General features: G+C 61.7%; 25 protein-coding genes. 21 read left to right on the top strand and 4 right to left on the bottom strand.

Going from position 1 to position 21,173, the window contains the following annotated elements; translation table 11 throughout:
• Window positions 1-441: 441 nt before the first annotated feature.
• The 3 genes from K4G67_RS09135 to K4G67_RS09125 all read right to left on the bottom strand — a co-directional run bounded on the left by K4G67_RS09135 (window position 442) and on the right by K4G67_RS09125 (window position 1,695).
• Window positions 442-657: a hypothetical protein gene (locus K4G67_RS09135; protein ID WP_239806074.1), complete on the bottom strand. Its 216-nt coding sequence runs from the start codon at window positions 655-657 to the stop codon at window positions 442-444.
• 98 nt (window positions 658-755) lie between these two features.
• Complete coding sequence (locus K4G67_RS09130; protein WP_239806073.1) at window positions 756-1,235, bottom strand: hypothetical protein; 480 nt, start codon at window positions 1,233-1,235, stop codon at window positions 756-758.
• 88 nt (window positions 1,236-1,323) lie between these two features.
• Entirely contained in the window at window positions 1,324-1,695 is a 372-nt protein-coding gene (locus K4G67_RS09125) for a hypothetical protein (RefSeq protein WP_239806072.1), read from the bottom strand.
• Between the two features lie 160 nt (window positions 1,696-1,855).
• Here K4G67_RS09125 and K4G67_RS09120 point away from each other — a divergent pair, with 160 nt between their 5' ends.
• From K4G67_RS09120 to K4G67_RS09020, 21 genes are all read left to right on the top strand, one after another.
• The gene (locus K4G67_RS09120; protein WP_239806071.1) at window positions 1,856-2,032 is read left to right on the top strand and encodes a hypothetical protein; all 177 of its coding nucleotides are present in this window, start codon (window positions 1,856-1,858) and stop codon (window positions 2,030-2,032) included.
• A 47-nt stretch (window positions 2,033-2,079) separates the two neighbouring features.
• Window positions 2,080-2,400 carry a hypothetical protein gene (locus K4G67_RS09115; RefSeq protein WP_239806070.1) on the top strand — a complete coding sequence of 107 codons (321 nt, stop codon included), beginning with the start codon at window positions 2,080-2,082 and terminating at the stop codon, window positions 2,398-2,400.
• A gap of 90 nt (window positions 2,401-2,490) precedes the next feature.
• A complete protein-coding gene (gene traL, locus K4G67_RS09110) occupies window positions 2,491-2,775 on the top strand; it encodes a type IV conjugative transfer system protein TraL (protein WP_239806069.1) in 285 nt (94 codons plus the stop codon).
• A gap of 1 nt (window position 2,776) precedes the next feature.
• Entirely contained in the window at window positions 2,777-3,343 is a 567-nt protein-coding gene (locus K4G67_RS09105; RefSeq protein ID WP_239806068.1) for a type IV conjugative transfer system protein TraE, read from the top strand.
• Window positions 3,343-4,143 (top strand): type-F conjugative transfer system secretin TraK, encoded by an 801-nt coding sequence (locus tag K4G67_RS09100; RefSeq protein ID WP_239806067.1) that lies wholly within the window; start codon window positions 3,343-3,345, stop codon window positions 4,141-4,143. The genes K4G67_RS09105 and K4G67_RS09100 overlap by 1 nt, the downstream gene beginning before the upstream one ends.
• Before the next feature lie 2 nt (window positions 4,144-4,145).
• On the top strand, window positions 4,146-5,441 hold the full coding sequence (locus tag K4G67_RS09095; RefSeq protein ID WP_239806066.1) for a TraB/VirB10 family protein: 1,296 nt from the start codon (window positions 4,146-4,148) through the stop codon (window positions 5,439-5,441).
• Window positions 5,442-5,450: 9 nt separating this feature from the next.
• Complete coding sequence (locus K4G67_RS09090) at window positions 5,451-6,326, top strand: DsbC family protein (protein ID WP_239806065.1); 876 nt, start codon at window positions 5,451-5,453, stop codon at window positions 6,324-6,326.
• A complete protein-coding gene (locus K4G67_RS09085; protein ID WP_239806064.1) occupies window positions 6,323-7,000 on the top strand; it encodes a hypothetical protein in 678 nt (225 codons plus the stop codon). The genes K4G67_RS09090 and K4G67_RS09085 overlap by 4 nt, the downstream gene beginning before the upstream one ends.
• Window positions 7,001-7,006: 6 nt before the next feature.
• The gene (traC, locus tag K4G67_RS09080) at window positions 7,007-9,562 is read left to right on the top strand and encodes a type IV secretion system protein TraC (protein ID WP_239806063.1); all 2,556 of its coding nucleotides are present in this window, start codon (window positions 7,007-7,009) and stop codon (window positions 9,560-9,562) included.
• Window positions 9,559-9,903 (top strand): hypothetical protein, encoded by a 345-nt coding sequence (locus tag K4G67_RS09075; protein ID WP_239806062.1) that lies wholly within the window; start codon window positions 9,559-9,561, stop codon window positions 9,901-9,903. The genes traC and K4G67_RS09075 overlap by 4 nt, the downstream gene beginning before the upstream one ends.
• Window positions 9,896-10,417 (top strand): TrbI F-type domain-containing protein, encoded by a 522-nt coding sequence (locus K4G67_RS09070; RefSeq protein WP_239806061.1) that lies wholly within the window; start codon window positions 9,896-9,898, stop codon window positions 10,415-10,417. Before K4G67_RS09075 ends, K4G67_RS09070 begins: the two co-directional genes overlap by 8 nt.
• Window positions 10,401-10,925, top strand: a complete 525-nt coding sequence (locus K4G67_RS09065; protein WP_239806060.1) for a S26 family signal peptidase — start codon at window positions 10,401-10,403, stop codon at window positions 10,923-10,925. Before K4G67_RS09070 ends, K4G67_RS09065 begins: the two co-directional genes overlap by 17 nt.
• Window positions 10,922-11,569 carry a type-F conjugative transfer system protein TraW gene (traW, locus tag K4G67_RS09060; RefSeq protein ID WP_239806059.1) on the top strand — a complete coding sequence of 216 codons (648 nt, stop codon included), beginning with the start codon at window positions 10,922-10,924 and terminating at the stop codon, window positions 11,567-11,569. Before K4G67_RS09065 ends, traW begins: the two co-directional genes overlap by 4 nt.
• A complete protein-coding gene (locus K4G67_RS09055) occupies window positions 11,569-11,844 on the top strand; it encodes a hypothetical protein (RefSeq protein ID WP_239806058.1) in 276 nt (91 codons plus the stop codon). The genes traW and K4G67_RS09055 overlap by 1 nt, the downstream gene beginning before the upstream one ends.
• The gene (traU, locus tag K4G67_RS09050; protein WP_239806057.1) at window positions 11,837-12,862 is read left to right on the top strand and encodes a conjugal transfer pilus assembly protein TraU; all 1,026 of its coding nucleotides are present in this window, start codon (window positions 11,837-11,839) and stop codon (window positions 12,860-12,862) included. The genes K4G67_RS09055 and traU overlap by 8 nt, the downstream gene beginning before the upstream one ends.
• Window positions 12,863-12,874: 12 nt before the next feature.
• Complete coding sequence (trbC, locus tag K4G67_RS09045) at window positions 12,875-13,612, top strand: type-F conjugative transfer system pilin assembly protein TrbC (protein WP_239806056.1); 738 nt, start codon at window positions 12,875-12,877, stop codon at window positions 13,610-13,612.
• Window positions 13,609-15,471 (top strand): conjugal transfer protein TraN, encoded by a 1,863-nt coding sequence (locus K4G67_RS09040; protein WP_239806055.1) that lies wholly within the window; start codon window positions 13,609-13,611, stop codon window positions 15,469-15,471. Before trbC ends, K4G67_RS09040 begins: the two co-directional genes overlap by 4 nt.
• A gap of 53 nt (window positions 15,472-15,524) precedes the next feature.
• Window positions 15,525-15,854 (top strand): hypothetical protein, encoded by a 330-nt coding sequence (locus K4G67_RS09035; RefSeq protein WP_239806054.1) that lies wholly within the window; start codon window positions 15,525-15,527, stop codon window positions 15,852-15,854.
• Window positions 15,847-16,656 carry a conjugal transfer protein TraF gene (locus tag K4G67_RS09030; protein ID WP_239806053.1) on the top strand — a complete coding sequence of 270 codons (810 nt, stop codon included), beginning with the start codon at window positions 15,847-15,849 and terminating at the stop codon, window positions 16,654-16,656. The genes K4G67_RS09035 and K4G67_RS09030 overlap by 8 nt, the downstream gene beginning before the upstream one ends.
• Window positions 16,656-18,098, top strand: coding sequence for a conjugal transfer protein TraH (locus K4G67_RS09025; protein ID WP_239806052.1), 1,443 nt, complete (start codon window positions 16,656-16,658; stop codon window positions 18,096-18,098). Before K4G67_RS09030 ends, K4G67_RS09025 begins: the two co-directional genes overlap by 1 nt.
• Window positions 18,099-18,112: 14 nt before the next feature.
• Window positions 18,113-20,923, top strand: a complete 2,811-nt coding sequence (locus K4G67_RS09020) for a conjugal transfer protein TraG N-terminal domain-containing protein (RefSeq protein WP_239806051.1) — start codon at window positions 18,113-18,115, stop codon at window positions 20,921-20,923.
• Here K4G67_RS09020 and K4G67_RS09015 read toward each other — a convergent pair.
• The gene (locus K4G67_RS09015; protein ID WP_239806050.1) at window positions 20,920-21,153 is read right to left on the bottom strand and encodes a hypothetical protein; all 234 of its coding nucleotides are present in this window, start codon (window positions 21,151-21,153) and stop codon (window positions 20,920-20,922) included. The genes K4G67_RS09020 and K4G67_RS09015 overlap by 4 nt on opposite strands.
• Between the last annotated feature and the right edge of the window lie 20 nt (window positions 21,154-21,173).

Below are 21,173 nucleotides of genomic sequence, written 5' to 3'. Positions count from 1 at the left end.
GCGTAGAGCTGCTGGTTCGGCGACCGGATCCGGGTGATAACTGGGCAAGATTCATCGTTCGCTTCCTCGTCATGCGAGGAGCGGCACAGACAGCAACAATCGCCGCGAAAATCGCGGAAAATTGCTTGCAACTTGTCAGGAGCCGATTAGTCTTGCCGGAGAGTTTGTGGTTGCCTTGTCCAGTGGCGCGACGAGCCAACCGACCCTTCATAAAGCCCGGGCCTCGCCCGGGTTTTTTTTGATCTGTGCCTCACTCCTCCTTCCTGCTTCATCAGACGCGTCGTGCGACTGACGGTCTTGTCGCTGCGACCAGGCGCGCGTCATCGCGCGCCGAAACGCTTGCTCCAAGGGCGGTTCGTTGCTAGGAGGAGCTCCTGATTTGGAAGCGTCCCAGCGACGAAAATATACAAAAGGGCCCGGCTGCAACCGGGCCCTTTTTCGTTAGCCAAGGGCCATTGAGGCAACCGGTCGGCCGGACCGTGCTTTTTGCAGCGTTCCGGCGATCAGGGCTGCGATAACGGCCTCTCGGGAATGGGTTTGTTCCGTTTTTAGCTTATCGATCTCCAAGATGAGCTGCTCGGGGAGCCAGACCTCGAGCGGCTTCAGCCCCTGCGCTCTTCGGCGACGGCGTTGTTCAGCTTTGCGTGCTCTCATCATTTCGCTGTCCTCGTGGATCTTCTTTCGGCCGCTCCAGCCCGGTGTCGCGGTCGTGACTAGTCACGACATGCGCGCACCCCGTTTCGCGCCGCGTGATGCTATGCGAACGCGGATGTTCTCACCTGTTCGACGCGCTTGTGATGTTCGACGATCATCCCGGAAGTGCGCTGCGCCAAGGATCTGCAGAGCCCTTTCTTGATGGGTTCGAAGTCTCCGCCGCACGCCGCCAGCTGTTCCGAAAGAACGACAACCGTTTCCGAGGCGAGTTGCGACGCGGTTTCGCAACTCGGGTCGAAATAGGCGTCGGGGCTGTGGAGGATAAAAAGTGCGAGCGTTGCGCGCACGGGGTCGATGTTGAGATAGGCGAAGATGCAGTTAAGTTCGGCGGTGGTGATTTGGCCCTCTACCAAACGCCTGTCGAATTCGCGGAAGGTGCATCGTCGGATGACGTTTTCTTGGTAGAGCTTCTTTGCGCTGATTCTCCGCGCCTTCATGACCGCCCGGATGAGCGTACCGTAGTCCAGCGGGGGGTCTTTCGCGCCCGCTGATTCAATTAAGGCTTCTGTCGCCGCATCCATGAGACCCCCCTACGCAGAGTTTCTGTCCCGCTGCATATCCTATGCAACCGCATATGCCAATATATCCAAAGGATATGCTACGACAAGCCTAAACTTGTTCTTCAGCGATTTGGAGGCAGCAGAAGCAGACGGCATCACGCACATTGCAGGTATGAAGCGATCGCGCGGTAAGCTCGTCCTTGAGCGCTTCTAAAGCAGCCGCTTCGTCCTGGTTGACCCTCAGAAAGATGCGCGTCTGACCGTCGAGCGGGAGCAGGTCGCGGAACCGCTCGATCGTCTCATCGGCGATGTCAGGGGCGGTATTCAGAACGTGCAGGACCACGTCGCGTAGCGTCTCGAACCGGCGGTTTGCGCGGCTCAGATTGGCGATCGCGCGAATCATCAGCTCCATCGCGTCGTCGCTGACGTACAATCTGTGCACGCTGAATTTGGTTTTCCTCCCACTTTCGTCTTCTTGCATCCCTGCGAATCCCACCTCCGGATTGGTTCTAAAACATCGCTTATACCTGTGCGGAGGAAGGTGGAAATCGCACGATTGCAGGCGGTTTGGCACGTTCCGCGGAGGTGGAAGGCGGGTTGGTGCCGGAAACCGGCACCTCTGGTGCTGGAAACCGTCACCGTTGGTGCTGGAAACCGTCACCACTGGTGCTGGAAACCGGCACCGCTGGTGCTGGAAACCGTCACCGCTGGTGCCGGAAAGCGTCACCATAGCAGCAACTGATTCGCTAAAATCGCGAATTCGCCCGAGTTTTATCAAACAAGGGGTTGCTGAATTGTTCCCGACAGGCCCGAATTGATCGTGGCGCTGCTTAGGCGCCGTGTCTCAATACGAAAGGGTGAAGTCATGAAGGCACTCAATCTGAAGAGCGACATGGGCAAGAAGCTCGCTGTCGCAGCATCGGTTATCGCGTTCGCCGGCCTGGTCGGCGTGGACACCGCGATGGCTGGTGCCGATACCACGTTCGATACTGCGCTGACTCAGTTCACGGATTTCCTCGAGGGCTCGGGCGGCAAGATCATCACCGTTCTTTCCCTCGCAGGCGGTATCGTGGGCCTCGCTTCCGGTCGCTTCTCGCTGAGCCAGGTGGCGATTCCAGTCGGCGTCGGCGTTGGTGCCGGCACCGGTATCCCGATCGTCACCTCGACGGTCACGGCGACCATCTGATCCGGATCGAACAGATCACGGAACGGGAGTCCGTACGGCTGCGCCCTTTGACCCCCTTGGGTGCAGCCGTACTTCTCGGCGGAGCGACTTGTGGACCAGTATTACATACCCAAGCACCTGGATGATCCGGAACTCATTGGGTTTTGGACGTTGGACGAATTTCTTGTGATGCTCGCCCCCTTTGTTTGGGGAATTCTGGCGCAGCACATTGTAATCGGCCTAGCCCTGTCTGTGGTTGCGTGGCTCGGATATCGCAAACTTCGAGCTGGTCGGTCGATGTATTGGGTTCTCCATTTTGCCTATTGGCACCTTCCTGGAGAGTTCTTCGGCCTGAAAGTTGCTCCGCCTTCTTATTACAGAGTGATGGCGGGCTGACATGGATCTGACTTTTGCTCACGAAACGTCCCAGCGCACGCTCAAGCAGCGCAATTTGCTGGCGTTGATCTCCGTTGTCCTCGGGGTGCTGGTGGTGGTGATGTTCACTGCTGCGAATACGCGCGACCGCGAGATCGTTCTGCAGCCGGTGATCCCCCACGAGATGGCGATCACGACTGCGGGCGTATCGCCGGAATATCTCGAAGCGGTCACGCGCGATGCGGCGCAGTTGGCGCTGAACCGGTCGCCGGAGACGCTCCAGTACTGGAAGGACTCCATCATCAAGATCACTGCACCCGAGGCTCAGGGCAAGCTCAAGACCGAGCTGATGGGCATCGTGGAAGAGCAGCAAGGCTCGCAGATCACGCAATTCGTGACGATCGACTGGATCAAGGTCGATCCCGACGGTCTCGCGAGCCAGGTCGGCGCGGTGGTCCACACAATCGTGGGTTCGCGCGATGTGCGCCGCGAACACAAGGTCTTCCAGTTCAAATGGAAATATACGGGCCTGTCGCTGAAGTTGCTGAGCTTCGGCGTGGTGATGCCCGCAGGTGAGGAGGAAGCGTGATGCAGCTTGTCCCCTTCGGATTGATGGCTGGCGGCGTCGCTTTGCTGACGCGGATCGAGTGCCTGTCATCTCGCTCTATCGGTGCGGGCCTGGTTGGTGCGGCAGCGCTGCTGATGGCAGCACCGGCTTTTGCCGACCAGTCGATCATGGCGGTCGATAACGGCGAAGTTCTGTGCGAGGTTTCCAAGTCGGACCTGACGCGTATTTCGCTCAAGGAGGATCGCTTCGCGGCGGTCTCGAAGGTCGAGACGGGCAATCCGCTCGAGGACTTCTCGGTCGTTCACGAGCCGACCCGCGGCGATCTGTACATTTCGGTCCCGGAGGGCTTCTCGCGTCCGTCCGTGTCGTTCTTCGGGACGAGCGAGAAGGGCTACGTCTACAAGTTCAATTGCCAGGTGTCGGGAGACGAGGCCAAGCAGGTCTTCGTCGCCAATGCCGATATCGAGCATCCGCAACCTGCAGCCGCCCAGCTGTCCAGTTCCGCCCCCCTTGGCGACCAGGCGGTCAGTCTCGTCCGGGCGATGTTCGAGCAGCGTCCCGTTCAGGGTTTCGAGATCCAGGATCAGGCGCGCGCGCCGGTCAATGTCGGGGCGCTCAAGGTCCAGTTGGTCTCGCAATATGTCAGCCCGACATTGGCGGGCAAGGTCCTGCGGGTCGAGAACACCGGCGACCAGCCTCTGACGCTGGCCGAAGAACTGATCGCTGCGGACGGAGCCATCGCCGTCAGCATTTCCAACCCTGAGCTGCAGCCCGGTCAAGCAACGGCGGCCTACGTCGTCGTGCCGGCAGGAGGTTTTTGACCATGGATTTCCTCAAGCGCAAACCCAAGGACGTCGAGACCACCGAAGTCGACGAACATGACTATGTCGAGGGCGATGGCGGCATTGCCGAGAACGCTGCGACCGCCAAGCGGCAAAAGCTCGTCCTGTGGGGTGGGGGCGGTCTGATCGCCCTGGCTGCTGTGTGGTGGATCATGGATGATACGACCGAAATGGTCGAGCAGGCGACGGGATCGGAAACCGAGACCGTGGTGTCGACCGACGCGATCATGAACCGTCAGATGGCCGACCAGGAATGGATGAGCGTCTACGAGCACCAGATCAACGAACAGGATCGGCGGCTCAAGGGCGTCGAGGCGGGCAGTGGGCGGGTCGAGCAGCTCGAAGCGGAGATTCAGGCGCTGCGCGGGCAGAATGCGTCGATGGTGCAGGACGGAACGCGCGTTCTGGATGCCTATGAGCGCGAGAACCAGCAGCTCAAGCGGCAGCTCGAGCAGACGAACTCGCGACCGAGCGCACCAGGTCCGGCAGGTGCCGCAGCGGCGATGGGCGTTGCTCCCGGTGCAGGGGCGGGGGCTGCGGCCGCGCCTTCGCCTGCAAGATCGAAGAATGTCAGCCTCGTATCGTTTTCGCAGAATGGCGGGACGGCTTCGCGGATCGATCCTGCGAACGGCGTGACGACGTACACTGATAGCCCCAATTATCTGCCGCCCAACTCGATCGCCAATGCGACCGTTGTCGTTGGGGTGGATGCGACCACCAACACGCGGAGCCAGAGCGATCCGTTGCCTGTGCTTCTGCGCGTAACGGGACCGGCGCGCTCGGTCTTCCAGGATGGGAAACTGCTCGCGACCAGGGTTCAGGGCTGCATGGTCAACGGCGCGGCCTATGGCGACCTGTCGTCCGAGAAGGTCTACGTGAAGCTGCTGCGCATGACCTGTCCGCAGCCCGGCGGGCGCTATGCGGTGTCGGAGGTGAAGGGCTTCCTCGCCTATGGCGGCAAGGTCGGCATCCGCGGGCGTGTGGTCAGCCGCGAGGGTGGGCTGACGACCCAGGCATTCCTTGCGGGCCTCGTAAGCGGCGCCGGCAACGCCTTCAACAGTGCCAACCAGATCCCCCGGATAACCCAAGGCAACCCGGCGCTGCCTGATGTCGAAAGTGTCGGCATTGCGGCGGTTGGTGGCGGCGCAGCCCAGGCGGGCACGACGCTTTCTGATTATCTCATCGAGCGCGCCGAGCAGTATCAGCCGGTCGTGGAAATGCCCACCGGCGCACAGGTCGAGGTCGTGTTCCTCGATGGCACCTTCATCCGCAACTGAGAGGCCACCATGTTCAACAGCTTCAATATCACGCGCACATTGTCCGGCTCTTCCGAAGCCGGAATTGGGTCCAGACGGGCGGTGCAGGGACTTGCGATCCTCGGCGCGGGCAGCTTGCTTGCCCTCGGGGTTCAGGCTGTCGCGCAAAGCACGTCGAGTGGGACCGTCCAGGCTGCGCTCGGGGAGCGGTTGCCGAAAACCCAGCTCACCGCAGTCGATTGCGAACAGATCGAGGGGCTGTGCGAGGTCCAGGCCGGGAGCAACTTGTTCTACACCGATGCGAGCGGGCGCTACCTCATCATCGGCCGTGTCTATGACATGGAGACCAAGCAGGATCTGACCGCCGCTCGGCTGCTCGAGATCAATCCCGACATGCTGGTTGGTGCCGCGGCATCGAGCGGCGCATCTGCCGGTGGGGAGCCTGCGGCACCTGTGGCCTCTGCCCGCGAGACGGCGCCGACTGTCGAGAAGGCGGCGCTCGAGGCTCTTCCTGCCGATGGTGCGATTCGGTGGGGGCGGGGCAGGACGAAAGTCACCGTCTTCAGCGACTTCCGTTGTGGCTATTGCAAGCAACTGCACGAGACGCTGTCGGCAATGAACGTCGAGGTCGTCGAACGCCCGATTTCTATTCTCGGGACACGGATGATCTCGGATGCGGTCGTCTGCGCGAGCGATCGGCGCCGGGCGCTCGGCCAGGCCTATGCCGGCGAGGCCATTTCAAATGTGCGCGAGTGCGACACGTCGGGTCTGGACGCCAATGAGGCGTTCGCGCGCCAGCACGGCTTCACCGGCACGCCGGTCATCGTGCGCAGCGATGGCGCGGTCCTGCACGGCGCTCGTCCGCGTGATTTCCTCGAGACCTGGCTCAAGGGAGAGAACTCATGATCTTCAAGCGACCTTTTCCGGCGATTGTCGCTGGTCGAAGCATGGCTTTGGCCGCTGTGGCGGCATCCGGTCTCATTTCGGGCTGCACCACGCTCGGGACCAACGTCAATGGCAGCTTTCGCTGCGAGGCGCCTGACGGCGTGTGCGCGCCCTCTACGGTCATCGATGACGGTGCGCTCGCGGAGATCCAGCGCGTGTCCTCCACCGAGCTCCTTACGCCTGCTGGGCCCTATACGATTGACGACGGCGAGGTGCCTGTGCCCGATGCAATCCTCGCCTCAGCGGATCACGTCGAACGCGGCGCCGATACTTACCGGCTGCGCGTCGTGTTCCCGGCTTTCGTCGACGCACGCGGCCAGCTGCATGATCGCGCCTCAGTACATACCGATGTGCGGCTCCCCGGGCGCGGCGATACGGTCGATGCGCTGGCGCTGCGGGGGTCGCACGGCTCTAGCGGCCGCGGGCTGCTGGCAGCGGCAGAGAGTGCGCCGCCGTTTCTGGCTGTCGCCTCGCCCTCGACCCTGATCGACCAGGTGCAGCTTGCCGATCCGGCAGGCGCTCAGCTGGCCGTCGGTCCGGGACCGATCGACCGGATCAAGGAGGAGGTGGCCACAACTTTGTCGACCGATCGGCCGCGCCGTCAGGCAGCGTCCTTTCCCGGCACGCCGGAGTAAGCGGCGATGTTCAAGGCGCTCAATGATCTTGTCGAGGCTCTGGTGGGCGACAATCGCAAGCCGGAGCGCCGTGCCAATGCAGCGAGCGTGCCGATGCTCTCGCATTTCCTCGGCTATCGCTCGTATGACGAGGGCAAGCAGATTTTCTACCAGACCCGCTCGAAGGGTTTCATCCTCGAGCTGGCGCCGCTGATTGGCGCGAACGATCGGGTGACCGATATCGTCGGTTCGATCTTCTCCGATATCCTGATGGCTGGCGCTAAGTTCTCGGTGACGAATTACGCCTCGCCGCGGATCTCCGAGAAACTGCAGGAATGGGTTCTGCCGCGCTATCGTGCCGGCGGGGTGTTCCAGACGCTGGCGCGTCACCGGCTCGACAAGTTGAAGAACGGGGCATGGTCCTCGCTTGCTAGCGACGGGCCGTTCTTCGCGCGCAATTTTCGCTGTATCCTGGCGGTCGGGGTTACCGAGGGGAGCGGCCTGTCGGTCGGCGATCTCATCACCATGCGCGACGGCGTCGTATCGGCGCTGGAGTCGATCGACGTCCCGGTCCGCGTGTCCACCCCGGTCGACCTGATCCGGTTCTTTGATGAGGTCCTGGCACCATCGACGGGAGCCGGCGATGATGTTCCCGGCTACAACCGCTTCGATCCGATCAACGAACAATGTGTCCGCCGGGACCTTGTCACTCACGTCGAGAAGGATCGCCTGCTGCTTCACGCGCAGTCGCTGCGGCCGACGGGTGAAACCGTTGAGGGCGTGCCCGAGATGCGCGATTTCGTTCCCGAACGCTTCGACGTGCGCACGATGTCGGTGCGCAATTTTCCGGACCGCTGGGCGCCATGGGATACGCAAAAGACCATTGGTGACATCTTCAACACGAAGCTCAACCTGCCTTGTCCGACGCTGCAGACGATTTGCGGGATCATTCCCGGCAGCGAGTCCTCGGAGGCGAAGTCGGGCTACAAGTTCGCCCGCACGCGGTCGCTGGCTGACGGGCAGGGCGCCAAGCTTGTTCCCAAGATCAAGGAGCAGGCCGCCGAATGGGAGTTCGTGCAGAACCAGGTGAAGGCGGGCGAGAAGCTGATCTCGTGCTATTATGCCGTGACCATCCTTGCGCCGAAGGGTCGCGGCGAGGCGTGCGAGCGCACCATGAAGGCGGTCTACAAGGCTGCCGGATGGGATCTCATCGACGAGACGCACATCCAGCTGCCGGCATTCATGGCGCATTTCCCGCTGTTGATGGCCGATGGGCTCGATTCCGATTACAAGCGGATGAAGCGCCTGCGGCTCATGCGTTCGGCCAACGTGGCAGCGATCGCCCCGCTGCAGGGCGAATATGTCGGCGGACATATTCCGCACCTGATGTTCATCGGCCGGCGCGGGCAACCGCAATTCTGGTCGCCATTCCAGAACAGCGCAGGCAACCACAATGTCGCGATCGCCGGCAAGTCGGGATCGGGCAAGTCTGTCTTTCTGCAGGATCTCACCGCCAGTCTCGTCGGGGTGGGCGCCAAGACCATCGTCATCGACGATGGGCGCTCCTTCGAGCACATGGCGAAGGCGCTCGGCGGCACCTTTACCGAGTTCAAGCTGTCCTCGGGGATTTCGATCAACCCGTTCCGTATGATCGATCCCACGCTCGCTGCAGAGGATGAGGATTACCTCGTCGACTGTCTCGCCATGCTCAAGGCGATCATCTCGCAGATGGCACGGCATGAAACGCGCCTCAACGATACCGAGCGCGGTCTGATCGACAAGGCGGTCAACACCGTCTGGAACGAAGACGGGAGTGATGGAACGGTCGATGGCATCATTGGCGCGCTAAAGACGGAGGAGCATCCATTTGCATATGATCTGGCGACCTCGCTCCTGCCCTTCGCCTCTGACGGGACTTTCGGGCGGTTTTTCCTTGGGGATAGCAATCTCGACCTGTCGGCCGACCTGACGGTCTTTGAGCTGTCGGACCTGGCTACGCGCGAGGAGCTGCGTGGGGTGGTGCTGACGTCGATCATGTTCGTCGCGTCGCAGACAATGCGCCGCATGGACCGCTCGGTCGCCAAGGCGCTGTTGATCGACGAGGCCTGGCAGATGCTCAAGGGCGGGGCGATGGCCGACTTCGTCGAGACCTATTCGCGCACCTGCCGCAAATACGGCGCGGCGCTCATCACCGCGACGCAGTCGATCAACGACTATTACAAGTCCGATGGCTCGCGCGCGGCGCTGGAAAACTCCGACTGGTTCGTGATCCTGCAGCAGAAGGCGGAGACGATTTCCGACTTCCGCAACAGCGATCGGTTCGAAATGGACAATTTCACCGATGCGTTGCTGCGATCGCTCAAGCGCAACGGCACCGACTACTCGGATTTGCTGATCCGCGGGCCGGAAACGCAGACCGTCTGCAGGCTCGTTCTCGATCCGTATTCGGCCACGCTCTATTCGTCGAGCCCGCGGGTGTTCGCGGATATCGAGGAATATGTCCGTCGCGGACATTCGATGTCGGCGGCGATCGAAGCTGTGGCCTTTCCCCAAAACGACAACTTGCTGGAGGCTGCGGAATGAACGCTGTGACCATGCGCAATGTCGCACAAGCCAGCGTGCGGCGCTCCCAATTCGGGCTGGCTGCCAGCCTGCGGATGACGGGGTGGCTTGCCGTCACTCTCCTGGCATCGATGGGCGTCGTCGCGCTGTTCTTCTTTGCGATCGGCAATTTCACGATTTCCGGCACGATGCTGCAGCTGGACAATCTCGCCTCCCGCTACGTCGCTGCCGATGCAGCCCGACAGGCGCAGTTCAATCACCTGCTCGCCACCGGCGCAGTGATCGCTTTTTGCGCGATCGGGTTTTTCCGCCGGTCGGGCCTCGTGCGGATCTTCAAGGAAACGGAGACGTCCCATGACTGACTTGTTCGATCACGAGCCACCACGGGCGGCAACACCTTCTCCCGCTGGGCGGCGGAGCAAGGCGTCAGGGCTTGCGGCAATGCGGGTGGGCCGGTCCGAGATTCTCATTGTCATCGCTGCGATTGTACTGGTCGCATGGGGTGCATGGGTGACCAAGACGCTGATTGCAGGGCCACCCAAGCAGGAGTTCGTGCAGCTGCAGCTGCAAGGCATCATTGGCGAATATCTGCAAGCGCAGGCGCGATCGGGCAGTGATGAGGCCAAAGCCGCGCAGGAGACTGCCGTCTTCATGCGCACGCTCGATCAGACCGTCGCCGGGCTGTCGGCGGGAGGCAAGGTCGTGCTGGTGCATGAGGCGGTCATCGGTGGCGACATTCCGGACATCACCGACGCCGTGAGGCGCCAGGTCTATGGTCAGGTTGCCCGCCCCGAGATGATGCCTGCAGACGGCGTGCAGGGCGAAATGGAGGCCTATCTGTCGACGGAGGGAGTTCCCGATGTCGCGGCCCGCTAACACACGTCGCCTGACGACGCGTAGCAAGATTGCGGCGATCGCCGCGCTTGGTGTGGTGTTCTCGGCTTATCTGGCGCTGAAGGCGTGGAGCGAAACCCACGCCTTCATGATTAACGCCTCGGAATCGCTGCCGAACTGGGCATTCTTTGTCGAGAGCGGCAAGTTTCCCAAGCGCGGCGAATATGTCGTGTTCCACCCCGGCCATGATCCTCTGACGCAGAAGTATTTCGGCAAGGAGCCCGAAGCGTTCGCCAAGATCGCATATGGCATTCCCGGCGATAGCGTCATCCGCAGCGGGGACGTGGTGCTGGTGAATGGCGAGCCGGTGGCGCAGCTCAAGCCGTTGACGCGCAAGGGCGATCCGCTGGAGGCCGGCCCGACCGGCATCATTCCCGAAGGATGCGTGTTTGCGGCGACCGACCACAAGGACGGGTTCGACAGTCGGTATTCCGCGATCGGATATGTCTGCCGTGACCGCCTCGTCGGGGTGGGGGAGCCGATCCTGTGACCCGGGTGTTTCTTGCAGCTCTGGTTGGTCTCGCCATCGGGCCGTTCCTTCCCGGTCTTCCCGAAGCGCGGGCGGTCGATCACGGGCAGATGGGCGAATCCTGGGCGGTTATCGAGCCGGATCTGATGGAGGTCATCAAGGCGAAGCTCGAAGAAGCGCGCCGGACGGGCCGCCTCGACCAGATGAACCAGCAGTTTGCCAACCGTGTGAAGGAGCGGGTTATGCGTCCGGTCCCGGTCGGCGGCATCCGTCCGGCGCAGGAGGATCGTGTCTGGGAGTTCGATCCGGCCGTCACGATCGAGCGTGATATTCATGACCACAAGGGCAATCTCATTGCGATGGCCGGTCAGCGGGTGAACCCGCTCGACACGGTGGCGCTCACCCAGCGGCTCGTCTTCGTCAATGGCGACAGCGATGCAGAACTGTCCTGGGCGATGGCGCAAGGTGACGATCAGCAAGCGAAGATCATCTTCGTCAACGGCTCTCCGTTCGAGCAGATGAAAGTGCATCAGCGCCGGTTCTATTTCGATCAGTCGGGCACTTTGTCCGAGCATTTCGGGATCGAGCACACCCCGGCACTGGTCGAGCAGGACGGCAAGATCCTGGTCATCCGGGAAAAGGCAATTTCGCGGAGGGCCAGCTGATGTTCGGCCGTGTGAAAGAACTGGCGCCTGTTCCGCTCGCCGCCCCTGAAACGCCCGCTCTGCGCCAGGCCCGCATCCGGATAATTGTCGTCCTGGCGCTGGTCGCCATGGGCTGTGCGTTCTTCGCCGAACTGCGGTCCCTTACAGGCCGGTTCGCCTTGCCGGTCATGGGGGGCCTGATCGTGTTCCTCGCTGTCCAGGTTCCGATCTGGGTCCGGGCCAAGAACCGAGCCGATGACGACTTCCTCATGAACGGGAGTGCTGGCGATGAGTAGGGTACGCGCATTGCTGGCCGCGCTGCTGCTGGCCCTGTTCGTGGTTCCTGCAAGCGCTCAGACGTTGCCGGAAGCAAGCGGCGGCCGCTGCTCGGGCAGTTTCGTCAATCCGATCACGGATGTGTGTTGGGGTTGCATGTTTCCCCTGTCGTTGGGTGCCTTGAAAATCTGGCCGTCGAGCCGCGCTGACACTGACAATCCCGATCTTCCGGTGTGCCTGTGCGGATCTCCCATCCCGCGTGTCGGTCTCGCGGTCGGGTTCTGGGAACCGGTCCGGCTTGTCGATGTGACCACGCGGCCGTTCTGCTTTCCCAATCTTGGCGGCGTGCGGCTCGATCCGGGCTTCGGCATTGGTAATGGCCATGCCTCTACGTCCTCGCAGGTCGGAGGGCAGGGGCAGAACACTGCCAAGTACCATGTGCATTATTACGTCTATCCGTTGCTCTACTGGCTCGAGATCCTGACGGACTTCATCTGCTTCGAGCAGAGTTCGTTCGACATCGCCTACATGACCGAGATCGATCCGCTGTGGCAGGACGATCAGCTGACGACACTCCTCAATCCCGAAGCGGCCGTCTTCGCCAATCCGCTGGCGCAGGCCGCGTGCTCGGCCGATTGCATCGCAGCCACGGCCAAGCTGCCTCTCGACGAGCTGTTCTGGTGCTCGGGATGCCAGGGACCGATGTACCCGATGAACGGCAATATCGGCGCCAATATCGGGATCAAGCAATCCGCGCGTCTCGCGGCCGAGCGGATGATCTACAAGATGCACCGCACCGGGCTCGCCTACGGCACGATGGGCAGCAAGGGCCTGTGCAGCAAGTACCTCATGCCGATCCTGAAGAAGAGCCAATACCGGCTGCAGCAGGTCAATCCGACGCCGATGGTCAATGGGCGCGAGTCCTGCTCGCCGATCGGTGCGACGACGATTCTGCCGAATTCTGGTCAGGTCTATCCGGTCAAAGGGGAGGACGTGGGCTTCCTCCTTTGGCGCAAGCGCAATTGCTGCGTGCTTTGAGGAGAGTGGCGCATGAACAAGAAGCTGATTGTCCCTCTTCTGGTCACGCTGGGATGCGGCACATTTTCTGCAGTGCTGGCGCAGAGCATCGAGGGGCTCGACATCCAGCAGATCGAGCGACGCGCGGATGAGCACGTCGAGGACGCGCAGGCGCTGTTCGACTTCGCGACCGCCAATGCCGAGGTGCACCGCGAGCCGGCGCAGGAGGTCGTCGAGGCAGGCGGTGAGGCCATCCGCCAGCTGGACGTGAGCGATGTCACAGGCTCCGAAGGCGCGATCGACTTCGATGAAATGCTGGCCGGGGCGCAGGCTGCAATGGCGGCGCCCAAGGGAGCGCCGCTGTTTATCGCCTTCGCCAGCCTCTCCATGCCGGAAGAGGCCTTGGCGCGCATGATCGCCGATACGACCCGGGCCGGCGGCGTGGTGGTGTTTCGCGGCTTCTCTTCCGGCGATCCGCGCGGCTTCATTGCGGGCATCCAGAAGGTCGTCGACCAGCAGGGCGCGAGCAACATGGCGATCGATCCGCGCCTCTTTCGCGCCTTCGCCGTCGATCGCGTGCCAACCTATGTTGCGCTGTCGCGCGATTTCGAACCGTGCGATCAGCTCGACTGCGTCAGCCAGGCTCCTCCGCATGACCGCATCGGCGGCAATGTCACGGTGGAGTATGCGCTGTCGGTCTTCGCCGATGCCGATGGACCAGGGGCGGCTGTTTCGCGGGTTGCCCTGTCCAATCTGCGAGATCGCAGGTGAGGCTGGCGGCGCGTTCTGCGGCGATGGTGATCGCCTTTGTCTGTTCGAGCGTTGCGCTCGGCCAGGCCATGCAGGATGCGCGCGAGGAGGGCGAAGCACTCGCCGAGACACTCAGGGACGCGACTTCGGGTACAATTCTCGGCGACGCGGCTCCCGATGCGGTGCCGGGTTTCGGCGGCACGACGTTCAGCGAAACCGACCTTGCGGACGATCCGGATGGATTGAGCGATATTGGCGAGCTGCAGCGTCATACCAATCCCAGCTACGGGGTCGTGATCGACACCAGCAGGCCGACCTTCGATCCGACGACAATCGATCTGTCCTCGGCGCAGCTCGTCGAGAAGGATCCCGACGCTTATCTCGGAACGGACGTCGATCTGGGAGGATCGAGCGGTTCGTGCGAACCGCTACCAGGCGGTAACACCGGTGCGAGCGACTATTTTGAGAGCTGCAATGACGGCACGTCCGCGGCCGAATTTCCGCTCACCTGTTCCGTCGTGCGCCAGGTGCAGGTGACGGCCGAACATCGTTATAGCTGCCAGAGCGTCGACATCGTCATCCCGGAAAAGACCGAGTGCAACCGCAACGGCTGCACGACCACTCCGGAGCAGATTGTCGAGACGATATCGACCTGCACGTCTGCCGAAGCTGACAGTTCCTGCCGGCTGACCGGAACCAGCCACTCCGCTGACGGACCGCACTACATCTATGGGCGACTGGATCAGTACCTGCGTCTGGGGAAGGTAGAGACGCGCAGCTACACCTGCGCAGCCGAACACAATCCGCTGCCGGCGGTGCAATCGAGTACGCCCTATTACACGCGCTTTTTGTCTCGGTTCACACGGCCCGATCTTACGTCCGAGCAGCACTGGCACGCTGCGGCCGAGAGGTATGACGGGGCCGTCAATGTCAGCGCCACCTCCTCGATCAACGAGAGCGATTGCCAGACGAAGACGGCGTCGCTGACGTGCAACAATCCGGTTGAGGTTTGCGTCGATGCTTCGCCGCAGACGCGCATGGTGAACGGCGTGGCGGTCACCCATTCGTGCTGGCGGTGGGAGCGCACCTATCAGTGCGGGAGCTTCGAGCAGAAGAACGATTGCTCGGCGCTCGAAGCCAATTCGAGCTGCACCTATGATCGCCGGGAATGCCTCAGCGAAAACAGCGATGGCACCTGCAATTTGTGGGACATCTGGTATCGCTGCACCACGGGGTCCAACGGCAATACGTCCGGCCCTGAATTCGTGTGCGCCGGCGACCTGTACTGCATCGATGGCGAATGTACCCCGGTCGAGCGGCAGGCATCGACCGAGTTCAAGGACGCGATGGTCGCGGTCCAGACGATGGGCGAATTCCGCGACGATTTCGATCCCGACACGCTGCGCCTGTTCACAGGCGAGGACCTGAAATGCACCAGGAAGGTCTTCGGGATCTCGAATTGCTGCTCGGGCAAGGGTGTGCCCCTCATCACCCCCTGGCTGTGCGATTCCGAAGATCGGCTCGTCGATCAGAAGGATGATGAGGGCCTGTGCCATTATGTCGGCACCTATTGTTCGGACAAGATCCTTGGCGTCTGCGTGACGCGCAAGCAGTCCTATTGCTGCTTTTCGAGCAAGCTCACCCGCATCCTGCAGGAGCAGGGCAGGGCGCAGCTCGGCATGTCCTGGGGTTCGGCCAAGGAACCATCCTGCGATGGTTTCCTGGTCGCACAGTTCCAGCAGCTCGACCTTTCACAGATGGATTTCAGCGAGGTCTACGATGAGTTCGTAGAGGCTGCACGGCTGCCAGACGAGATCGAGGCCGGCGTCCTGATCCAGGAGCGGATCGCCCAATATTACGATTTGCACACATCGCCATGAGGGGAGTTATGGCCAGGATTGCGACCATCCACCGCGAGCACGACGTGCCGTCGATGACAGTATTCGAACTGGCTGTTGCCAGCGCGATCGGCCGGCAGAGGCCGCGCGACGATACGCACCTGTGCGACATGCTGTCCGACTGGTTTCAGAAGTCTGTCTCAGCTGTCGATGTGAATTGGGCACTGTCCCGCCTCGAAGAGGAAGGCTGGGTCAGTTCGTATGGTGCGACCCTGTCGGACTACCAGCTTACGCCGGAGGGCATCGACTGTGTGACCACGCTTTACGGCGGGTGCATCCGGATGATCGATCGGGGCCTCGGTGTCCTGAAGGTCTCCTACCTTCTCAACCTGCTGGATTTACCGAAGGAGCAGAACAATGACTAAGCGTCTCGTCATCGCTGCGACCATGGCGGCGGTCAGTCTGTCGGCAATCGTGCCGCCGGCATCATCCGCGCAGGACATGCCCGGCAATCCGCGCGATCCCTTCTATTGCGATGAGCGCAAGCTCGGCAGCTGGTTCTATTGCGACCCCTCGAAGGTGCGTGAGGCGCAGCGGCCGTCGTCTGCACCTTCGGTTCCTGCAGCGCAGAGGATGGCCGCGATCACCGACGAGCTCGACGAACTCAAGGCGCGCGCGATCCTTGAACCGACAACGGAAAATGTGACGCAGTACATTCGCTTCCAGCGCGAGCAACTCGACCGCGCCTCGACCTTCGCCGATGTGTGGAGCCGGGCAGTGTGGCAAAATCCGGAACTCGATTATACGCTCGAGCGGCCCGTCAACACATTGGGCAAGCAGACCTGGACCGACCAGCGCAATATCGAGCGCCAGGGCACCATGCAGGATCTCTCGCAGCGCTACGGCGTGTTCTACTTCTACTCGTCGAATTGCGCAGCGTGTCAGGTGTTCAGCCCTATCATGCGCGGCATATCCGACCAGTTCGGGCTCGAAGTGCTGGCTGTCTCGATGGATGGCGGCGCCAACGATGCCTTCCCCAACTTCGTGGTCGATACCGGCCAGTATCAGCGGATGGGGCTTGGCGAGAACCGCCAGGTCCCGGCGCTCGTCCTGTTCGATACCGAGACGAAGCAGCCGATTCCGATCGGTTACGGTCTGATGGCGGCCGACGAGGTCATGCAGCGGATCTTCTATCTGACGCAAGTCGAGCCGGGGAGTGATTACTGATGCGACGGACAACCAAACGCCCACTCGGTCGGACCGCTCTGCGCTGGATGGGATCCGCTCTGTCGGCACTGGCCGCAGCCGGCATGGCGGCGGCGCCGGCGCAAGCCAATGTGGGCAACGAGCTCAACACGTTTTTCAACGATATGGGCGCGGCCGCGAACGTGACCGGCCCGACCGCCTATCAGGGGCAGTCAGCCGGCTATTATACCGGCGGCGGCGTCTGGTCGCGTTTCCCGCAGCGCAGCGTGAACCCGGTCAACCTCTCGCTTCCCTCGGCCAAGGCCGGGTGCGGCGGCATCGACATTTTCTCGGGCAGCTTCTCGTTCATCAATTCCGACGAGATCGTCGCCATGCTCAAGTCGGTCGCGAACAATGCGCTCGGCTTTGCCTTCCAGCTGGCGATCAAGTCGATCAGCCCGCAAATCTCTTCGACGATCGAGGAGTTCGCGCAAAAGGTTCAGCAGATGAACCAGTTCAACATGAACTCGTGCGAGATGGCGCAGGGTCTGGTGGCGGGGCTTTGGGGCAAGAACCAGGGACACCAATCCGAGGTGTGCAAGGCGATCGCCAATTCTCAGGGGTGGGCGACCGACTGGGCGAAGGGCCGACAGATGTGCAATGCCGGCGGTGAACGCGCGGGCATCATGGAGGGCAATACCGACGAGGGTCTGCCCTCCGGGTCGTACAATTACACCTGGCACACGTTGCAGAAGAGCTATCCCAGCTTCTCCAACGAATTCAAAGAATACCTGATGAGCCTGGTCGGCACGATCGTCTATGTGCGCCCGCCCGACGCCGATTCCGGCGCATCGTACAAGTATTTCGGGATTGGCGATCAGGCGCTGCTGACAGCGCTGATCGACGGCACGACGTCGACCACCATTCTCAAGTGCGACGAATATACGGATTGCCTTAATCCGACGCCGCAAGCGATCAATGTCTCGCAGGCCGTTGCTCTCAAGCCGCGCGTGCTGGCGCTCATCGAAAGCATGGCGGGCAAAGTGCGCTCCAATGCCGCGCTGACAACGGATGAAATCGGCCTGCTCGGCGCAACGAGCGTTCCGCTCTACAAGATCATCACGGTCAATTCGGCGGCGCAGCTTGGGGGCATGTCGACCCAGGAGATGAGCGGACTGGCCGAGATCGTCGCGATGGACCTGCTCGATACGATCGCCAACCAGTTCTACGGCTATGTTGTGCAAGGCTCGGTCAGCTTTGACCGCGCCGACCCGGAGACGCTTGGGCAGTGGCGCGATCAGATCGCCTCGGTGCGCGAGGTCATCAAAGGCTATTCCTATGCGATGAACGAGCGCCTGATCCGGACGCAGGCCATCGTCGAGCGCACGGTTTTCCTCGAAAGCACGCTTCGCAACAGCCTGTCGCCGCAAATGTCGGCAGCTTTGTCCTTCAGCACCTCGATGTCCAAGCAGGGCATCCACTAAGGGAGCCGCAAATCATGCTGGAGATCTTCACGATCGGAGGCGGCGAGTACATCGTCAACGTGCTCAATGCGGTCGCGGCATGGTGCGGGGGAGGGGGGTTTCGCTCCCTCATCCGCGTCGTGATGGTGATTGGCTTGATATACGCGCTGCTGGTGGTTGCCTTCAGCATGAACTGGCGCATGTGGCTCAACTGGTTCCTCGGCTCGGTGCTGATCTACGGCGCTTTGATTATCCCGACGACTTCGGTGAGGGTCACCGACCGGCTCAATCCCTCCTTGCCCTCGGCAGTGGTCGACAATGTTCCGATCGGATTGGCGACCGTGGCGTCGGTTTCAAGCCTTGCCGGCGACTGGATGACGCGGACGGCCGAGACGGTGTTCGTCATGCCGACCGCGCTGCAACTGAGCAGCAATGGGATGATCTACGGAGCGCGGCTTTATGACAGGACCACCGAATTCAAGATCAGGGATCCGCGCGTGCGGTCGAACCTGGAGGAATTCTTCAAGCAGTGCCTGTTCTACGACATCATGCTGGGTCACAAGACGTTCGCTTCGGTTGCCAACTCGACCGACATTCTGAGCGATATGGGACCGGGCTCGCCGGCTCGCGCGATGAAATGGCTCGATTCCTCGGGATCGTCCTCGGTCATCACTTGCGAAACTGCCTACAACCAGCTGCGCAACACCGATCTCCCGGCAGAGACTGCCGCGAGACTGACCGATGAGGGGCGCAAGATCTTCCCCGGACTGTCAGCGGCGGCGGCAAAGGCGAAGCTCGACGCCGACATTCCGGTACTGACCAGCGCCTTTCACGGAGCAAGCCAGAGCTCGGAGCAGGTGTTTCACCAGCGCTCATTGGTGGATGCCTTCCTGGAAGCGCGCGCCAATCTCGGCTCGGCCGACGGCGACACATTTGCGATGCTGCGCGCCGAGGCACAGGCACGCAATACCTACTCCTCGATCGCCCAGCAGGCGATGACGTGGGTGCCGCTTCTCAACATCGTGCTGACGGTAGTTTTCTATGCGATGTTCCCCGTCATCTTCCCGCTCTTCCTCCTTCCGCAAACCGGTGTCCCGGCGTTGAAGGGCTACTTCACGGGCTTTTTCTACCTGGCGGCATGGGGGCCGCTCTACGCGGTCCTGCACATGTTCATTATGGAGCGAACGGCTGAGTCGATGAATGCTGTCGCGCCGGGCGGGATCACCATGGCTGGCATGGCTGGGATCGATGCGGTGAACTCGGACACGGCGACGATTGCCGGGTTCCTGATGATGTCGATTCCGTTTCTCGCAGCGGGGCTTGCGCGCGGTGCGATGGCTGTCTCCTCGCAGGCGACCTCGATGCTCGCGCCCGCCCAGGGCGCGGCCGAGGCCGCGGCGATTGAACGTACGACCGGCAATTATTCTTATGGCAACCAGAGCTATATGAACCTGACGGGCAACGTCACGCAGCGGGATCAGTGGAACTCGGCGCCGTCCTACAGCACCGGGTTCGGTAGATCGACGTTCCAGAGCGCCGATGGCACTGCAGTGGCGCAGACGGCCGGGGGATCAATGATCTACGAGTCCCGCGGCGGCATGAGCAATCTCGGGTTTGCGCCGCAAGTGACAGCCTCGCGGTCGGCCGAGTTTGCGGAGGCGGCGTCCGAGCTCGAGACACGCCGGCAGGTTCTATCGGCTGCGCGATCTGAGCGCGTTGCCGCGCTCGAGCGGGCCGGTTTTTCTACCTCGAGCGGTTCCCGTACGTCGAGCGGCAGCATGTCGGAAAGCGGGATCAGCGAAGGGGCTACGCAAGCGCAGTCGCGGCGTGATGGTCAGTCAAATGTCTTCACGACGGGGCAGGGACGCACGATCGGGCAGCACGTCGATGGTCGTCGTTCCGCGCAAGATCAGTATACTGCCGACGATCAGACCAACTGGTCAGTTGCCGCTAGTCTCGGGCTTCCAGGAGGAGGCGGGGGCCGCGGAGTACCTGGAGGGCGTGGAGGGCGTGGAGCCGTTGGTACTGGCATTTCGGGCAATGTCATGAAGACGGCGAGAGACGGGGTGGTATTTCAAGATGGCTATACCGAAACCCAGTCTGACCGCGTAAATCTATCCCGAAACAGCAGCAGTTCTGAGTCACAAGATGTAAGTGATGAAAGTCGCCGCGAGAGCGGGGCCTATATTCGCGACGGGTCTTTCAGCCGCAACGAGGGCTTCTCCGAAGATCGGAGCTATCGCGACAATCTGGTCGAAGACATTCGCTCGATCGATCGGCAGCTCTCCGAGATCGACGAAGCATCGCGCACCCTCTCGTCCACCTGGACCACACGTGAGGGCGGGGGCGCAACGATCAGTCAGGATATGTCGCAGATCGTGGCGAGCCGGTATTATGATGAGGCCATGAGTGCGCGGGCCGAAGGCCTCGACGTGCCTCTCAATCCGAACCAGACCGACATTACTCCCACGCAGATGGCAAGCCGTAACATTGTGGTCGACAGGATTCTCGACAAGTACATCGATGAAACCATGGCACCGGTACGCGACGAGATGCTTCCGCCAACGCAAGTTATGGGTCCGGTGCAGGGTCCGTCCAACTTCAGTGAAGCGGATCTTCGCGGCTCTGGCCGTGGTGGCGGCAACGCGTCAGGAGGCGGTGGCTCGTCAGAGGTCGACGCCCGCCTTCAGGGTGCGGAGGCTGCGATCGAAGAAGGTCGTGAAGACGTCGCCCGCGGGCGCGAGGGCGCCGCCCGAACTTATGAGCAAGGGGTGATCGGCGCTTCCGATTTGAACCAGCGAACTCAGGACAGCCGCCGCGCTGCCTGGTGGAAGGATCGCAACTAAATGATGTATGGAAGGCCGAAGATAATCGCCGCGACTAGGAGAAACGCCGCCGTATAGAGCGGAGAGCGATCAACCGGCTGCAGATCACCCTGTAGCCATTCACGGAGTTCCTGCTCATGCTGTTCATTCGCGCTTGTCCCTGCAGATGGGATGCCGTGTTGGGCAAATGTGCTGAGACCCGGTTCGAATACCAGGCCATCCTCATGACGTTCAATGTGCAAATCTGACATCGTGCTTCTCCAAACGGTAG

The sequence above is a fragment of the Croceicoccus hydrothermalis genome, assembly GCF_022378335.1.
GTDB lineage: Bacteria > Pseudomonadota > Alphaproteobacteria > Sphingomonadales > Sphingomonadaceae > Croceicoccus > Croceicoccus hydrothermalis.
The sequence above is the reverse complement of the archived record's forward strand: the minus strand, read 5'-3'. Positions and strand labels throughout refer to the sequence as shown.

What these genes read in the sequence shown, in the direction of transcription:
- K4G67_RS09135 (WP_239806074.1), bottom strand. Translation starts at nt 657, where the DNA reads ATGATGAGAGCACGCAAAGCTGAACAACGCCGTCGCCGAAGAGCGCAG.
- K4G67_RS09130 (WP_239806073.1), bottom strand. Translation starts at nt 1,235, where the DNA reads ATGGATGCGGCGACAGAAGCCTTAATTGAATCAGCGGGCGCGAAAGAC.
- K4G67_RS09125 (WP_239806072.1), bottom strand. Translation starts at nt 1,695, where the DNA reads ATGCAAGAAGACGAAAGTGGGAGGAAAACCAAATTCAGCGTGCACAGA.
- K4G67_RS09115 (WP_239806070.1), top strand. Translation starts at nt 2,080, where the DNA reads ATGAAGGCACTCAATCTGAAGAGCGACATGGGCAAGAAGCTCGCTGTC.
- K4G67_RS09105 (WP_239806068.1), top strand. Translation starts at nt 2,777, where the DNA reads ATGGATCTGACTTTTGCTCACGAAACGTCCCAGCGCACGCTCAAGCAG.
- K4G67_RS09100 (WP_239806067.1), top strand. Translation starts at nt 3,343, where the DNA reads ATGCAGCTTGTCCCCTTCGGATTGATGGCTGGCGGCGTCGCTTTGCTG.
- K4G67_RS09095 (WP_239806066.1), top strand. Translation starts at nt 4,146, where the DNA reads ATGGATTTCCTCAAGCGCAAACCCAAGGACGTCGAGACCACCGAAGTC.
- K4G67_RS09090 (WP_239806065.1), top strand. Translation starts at nt 5,451, where the DNA reads ATGTTCAACAGCTTCAATATCACGCGCACATTGTCCGGCTCTTCCGAA.
- K4G67_RS09085 (WP_239806064.1), top strand. Translation starts at nt 6,323, where the DNA reads ATGATCTTCAAGCGACCTTTTCCGGCGATTGTCGCTGGTCGAAGCATG.
- traC (WP_239806063.1), top strand. Translation starts at nt 7,007, where the DNA reads ATGTTCAAGGCGCTCAATGATCTTGTCGAGGCTCTGGTGGGCGACAAT.
- K4G67_RS09075 (WP_239806062.1), top strand. Translation starts at nt 9,559, where the DNA reads ATGAACGCTGTGACCATGCGCAATGTCGCACAAGCCAGCGTGCGGCGC.
- K4G67_RS09070 (WP_239806061.1), top strand. Translation starts at nt 9,896, where the DNA reads ATGACTGACTTGTTCGATCACGAGCCACCACGGGCGGCAACACCTTCT.
- K4G67_RS09065 (WP_239806060.1), top strand. Translation starts at nt 10,401, where the DNA reads ATGTCGCGGCCCGCTAACACACGTCGCCTGACGACGCGTAGCAAGATT.
- K4G67_RS09055 (WP_239806058.1), top strand. Translation starts at nt 11,569, where the DNA reads ATGTTCGGCCGTGTGAAAGAACTGGCGCCTGTTCCGCTCGCCGCCCCT.
- traU (WP_239806057.1), top strand. Translation starts at nt 11,837, where the DNA reads ATGAGTAGGGTACGCGCATTGCTGGCCGCGCTGCTGCTGGCCCTGTTC.
- trbC (WP_239806056.1), top strand. Translation starts at nt 12,875, where the DNA reads ATGAACAAGAAGCTGATTGTCCCTCTTCTGGTCACGCTGGGATGCGGC.
- K4G67_RS09035 (WP_239806054.1), top strand. Translation starts at nt 15,525, where the DNA reads ATGACAGTATTCGAACTGGCTGTTGCCAGCGCGATCGGCCGGCAGAGG.
- K4G67_RS09030 (WP_239806053.1), top strand. Translation starts at nt 15,847, where the DNA reads ATGACTAAGCGTCTCGTCATCGCTGCGACCATGGCGGCGGTCAGTCTG.
- K4G67_RS09025 (WP_239806052.1), top strand. Translation starts at nt 16,656, where the DNA reads ATGCGACGGACAACCAAACGCCCACTCGGTCGGACCGCTCTGCGCTGG.
- K4G67_RS09020 (WP_239806051.1), top strand. Translation starts at nt 18,113, where the DNA reads ATGCTGGAGATCTTCACGATCGGAGGCGGCGAGTACATCGTCAACGTG.
- K4G67_RS09015 (WP_239806050.1), bottom strand. Translation starts at nt 21,153, where the DNA reads ATGTCAGATTTGCACATTGAACGTCATGAGGATGGCCTGGTATTCGAA.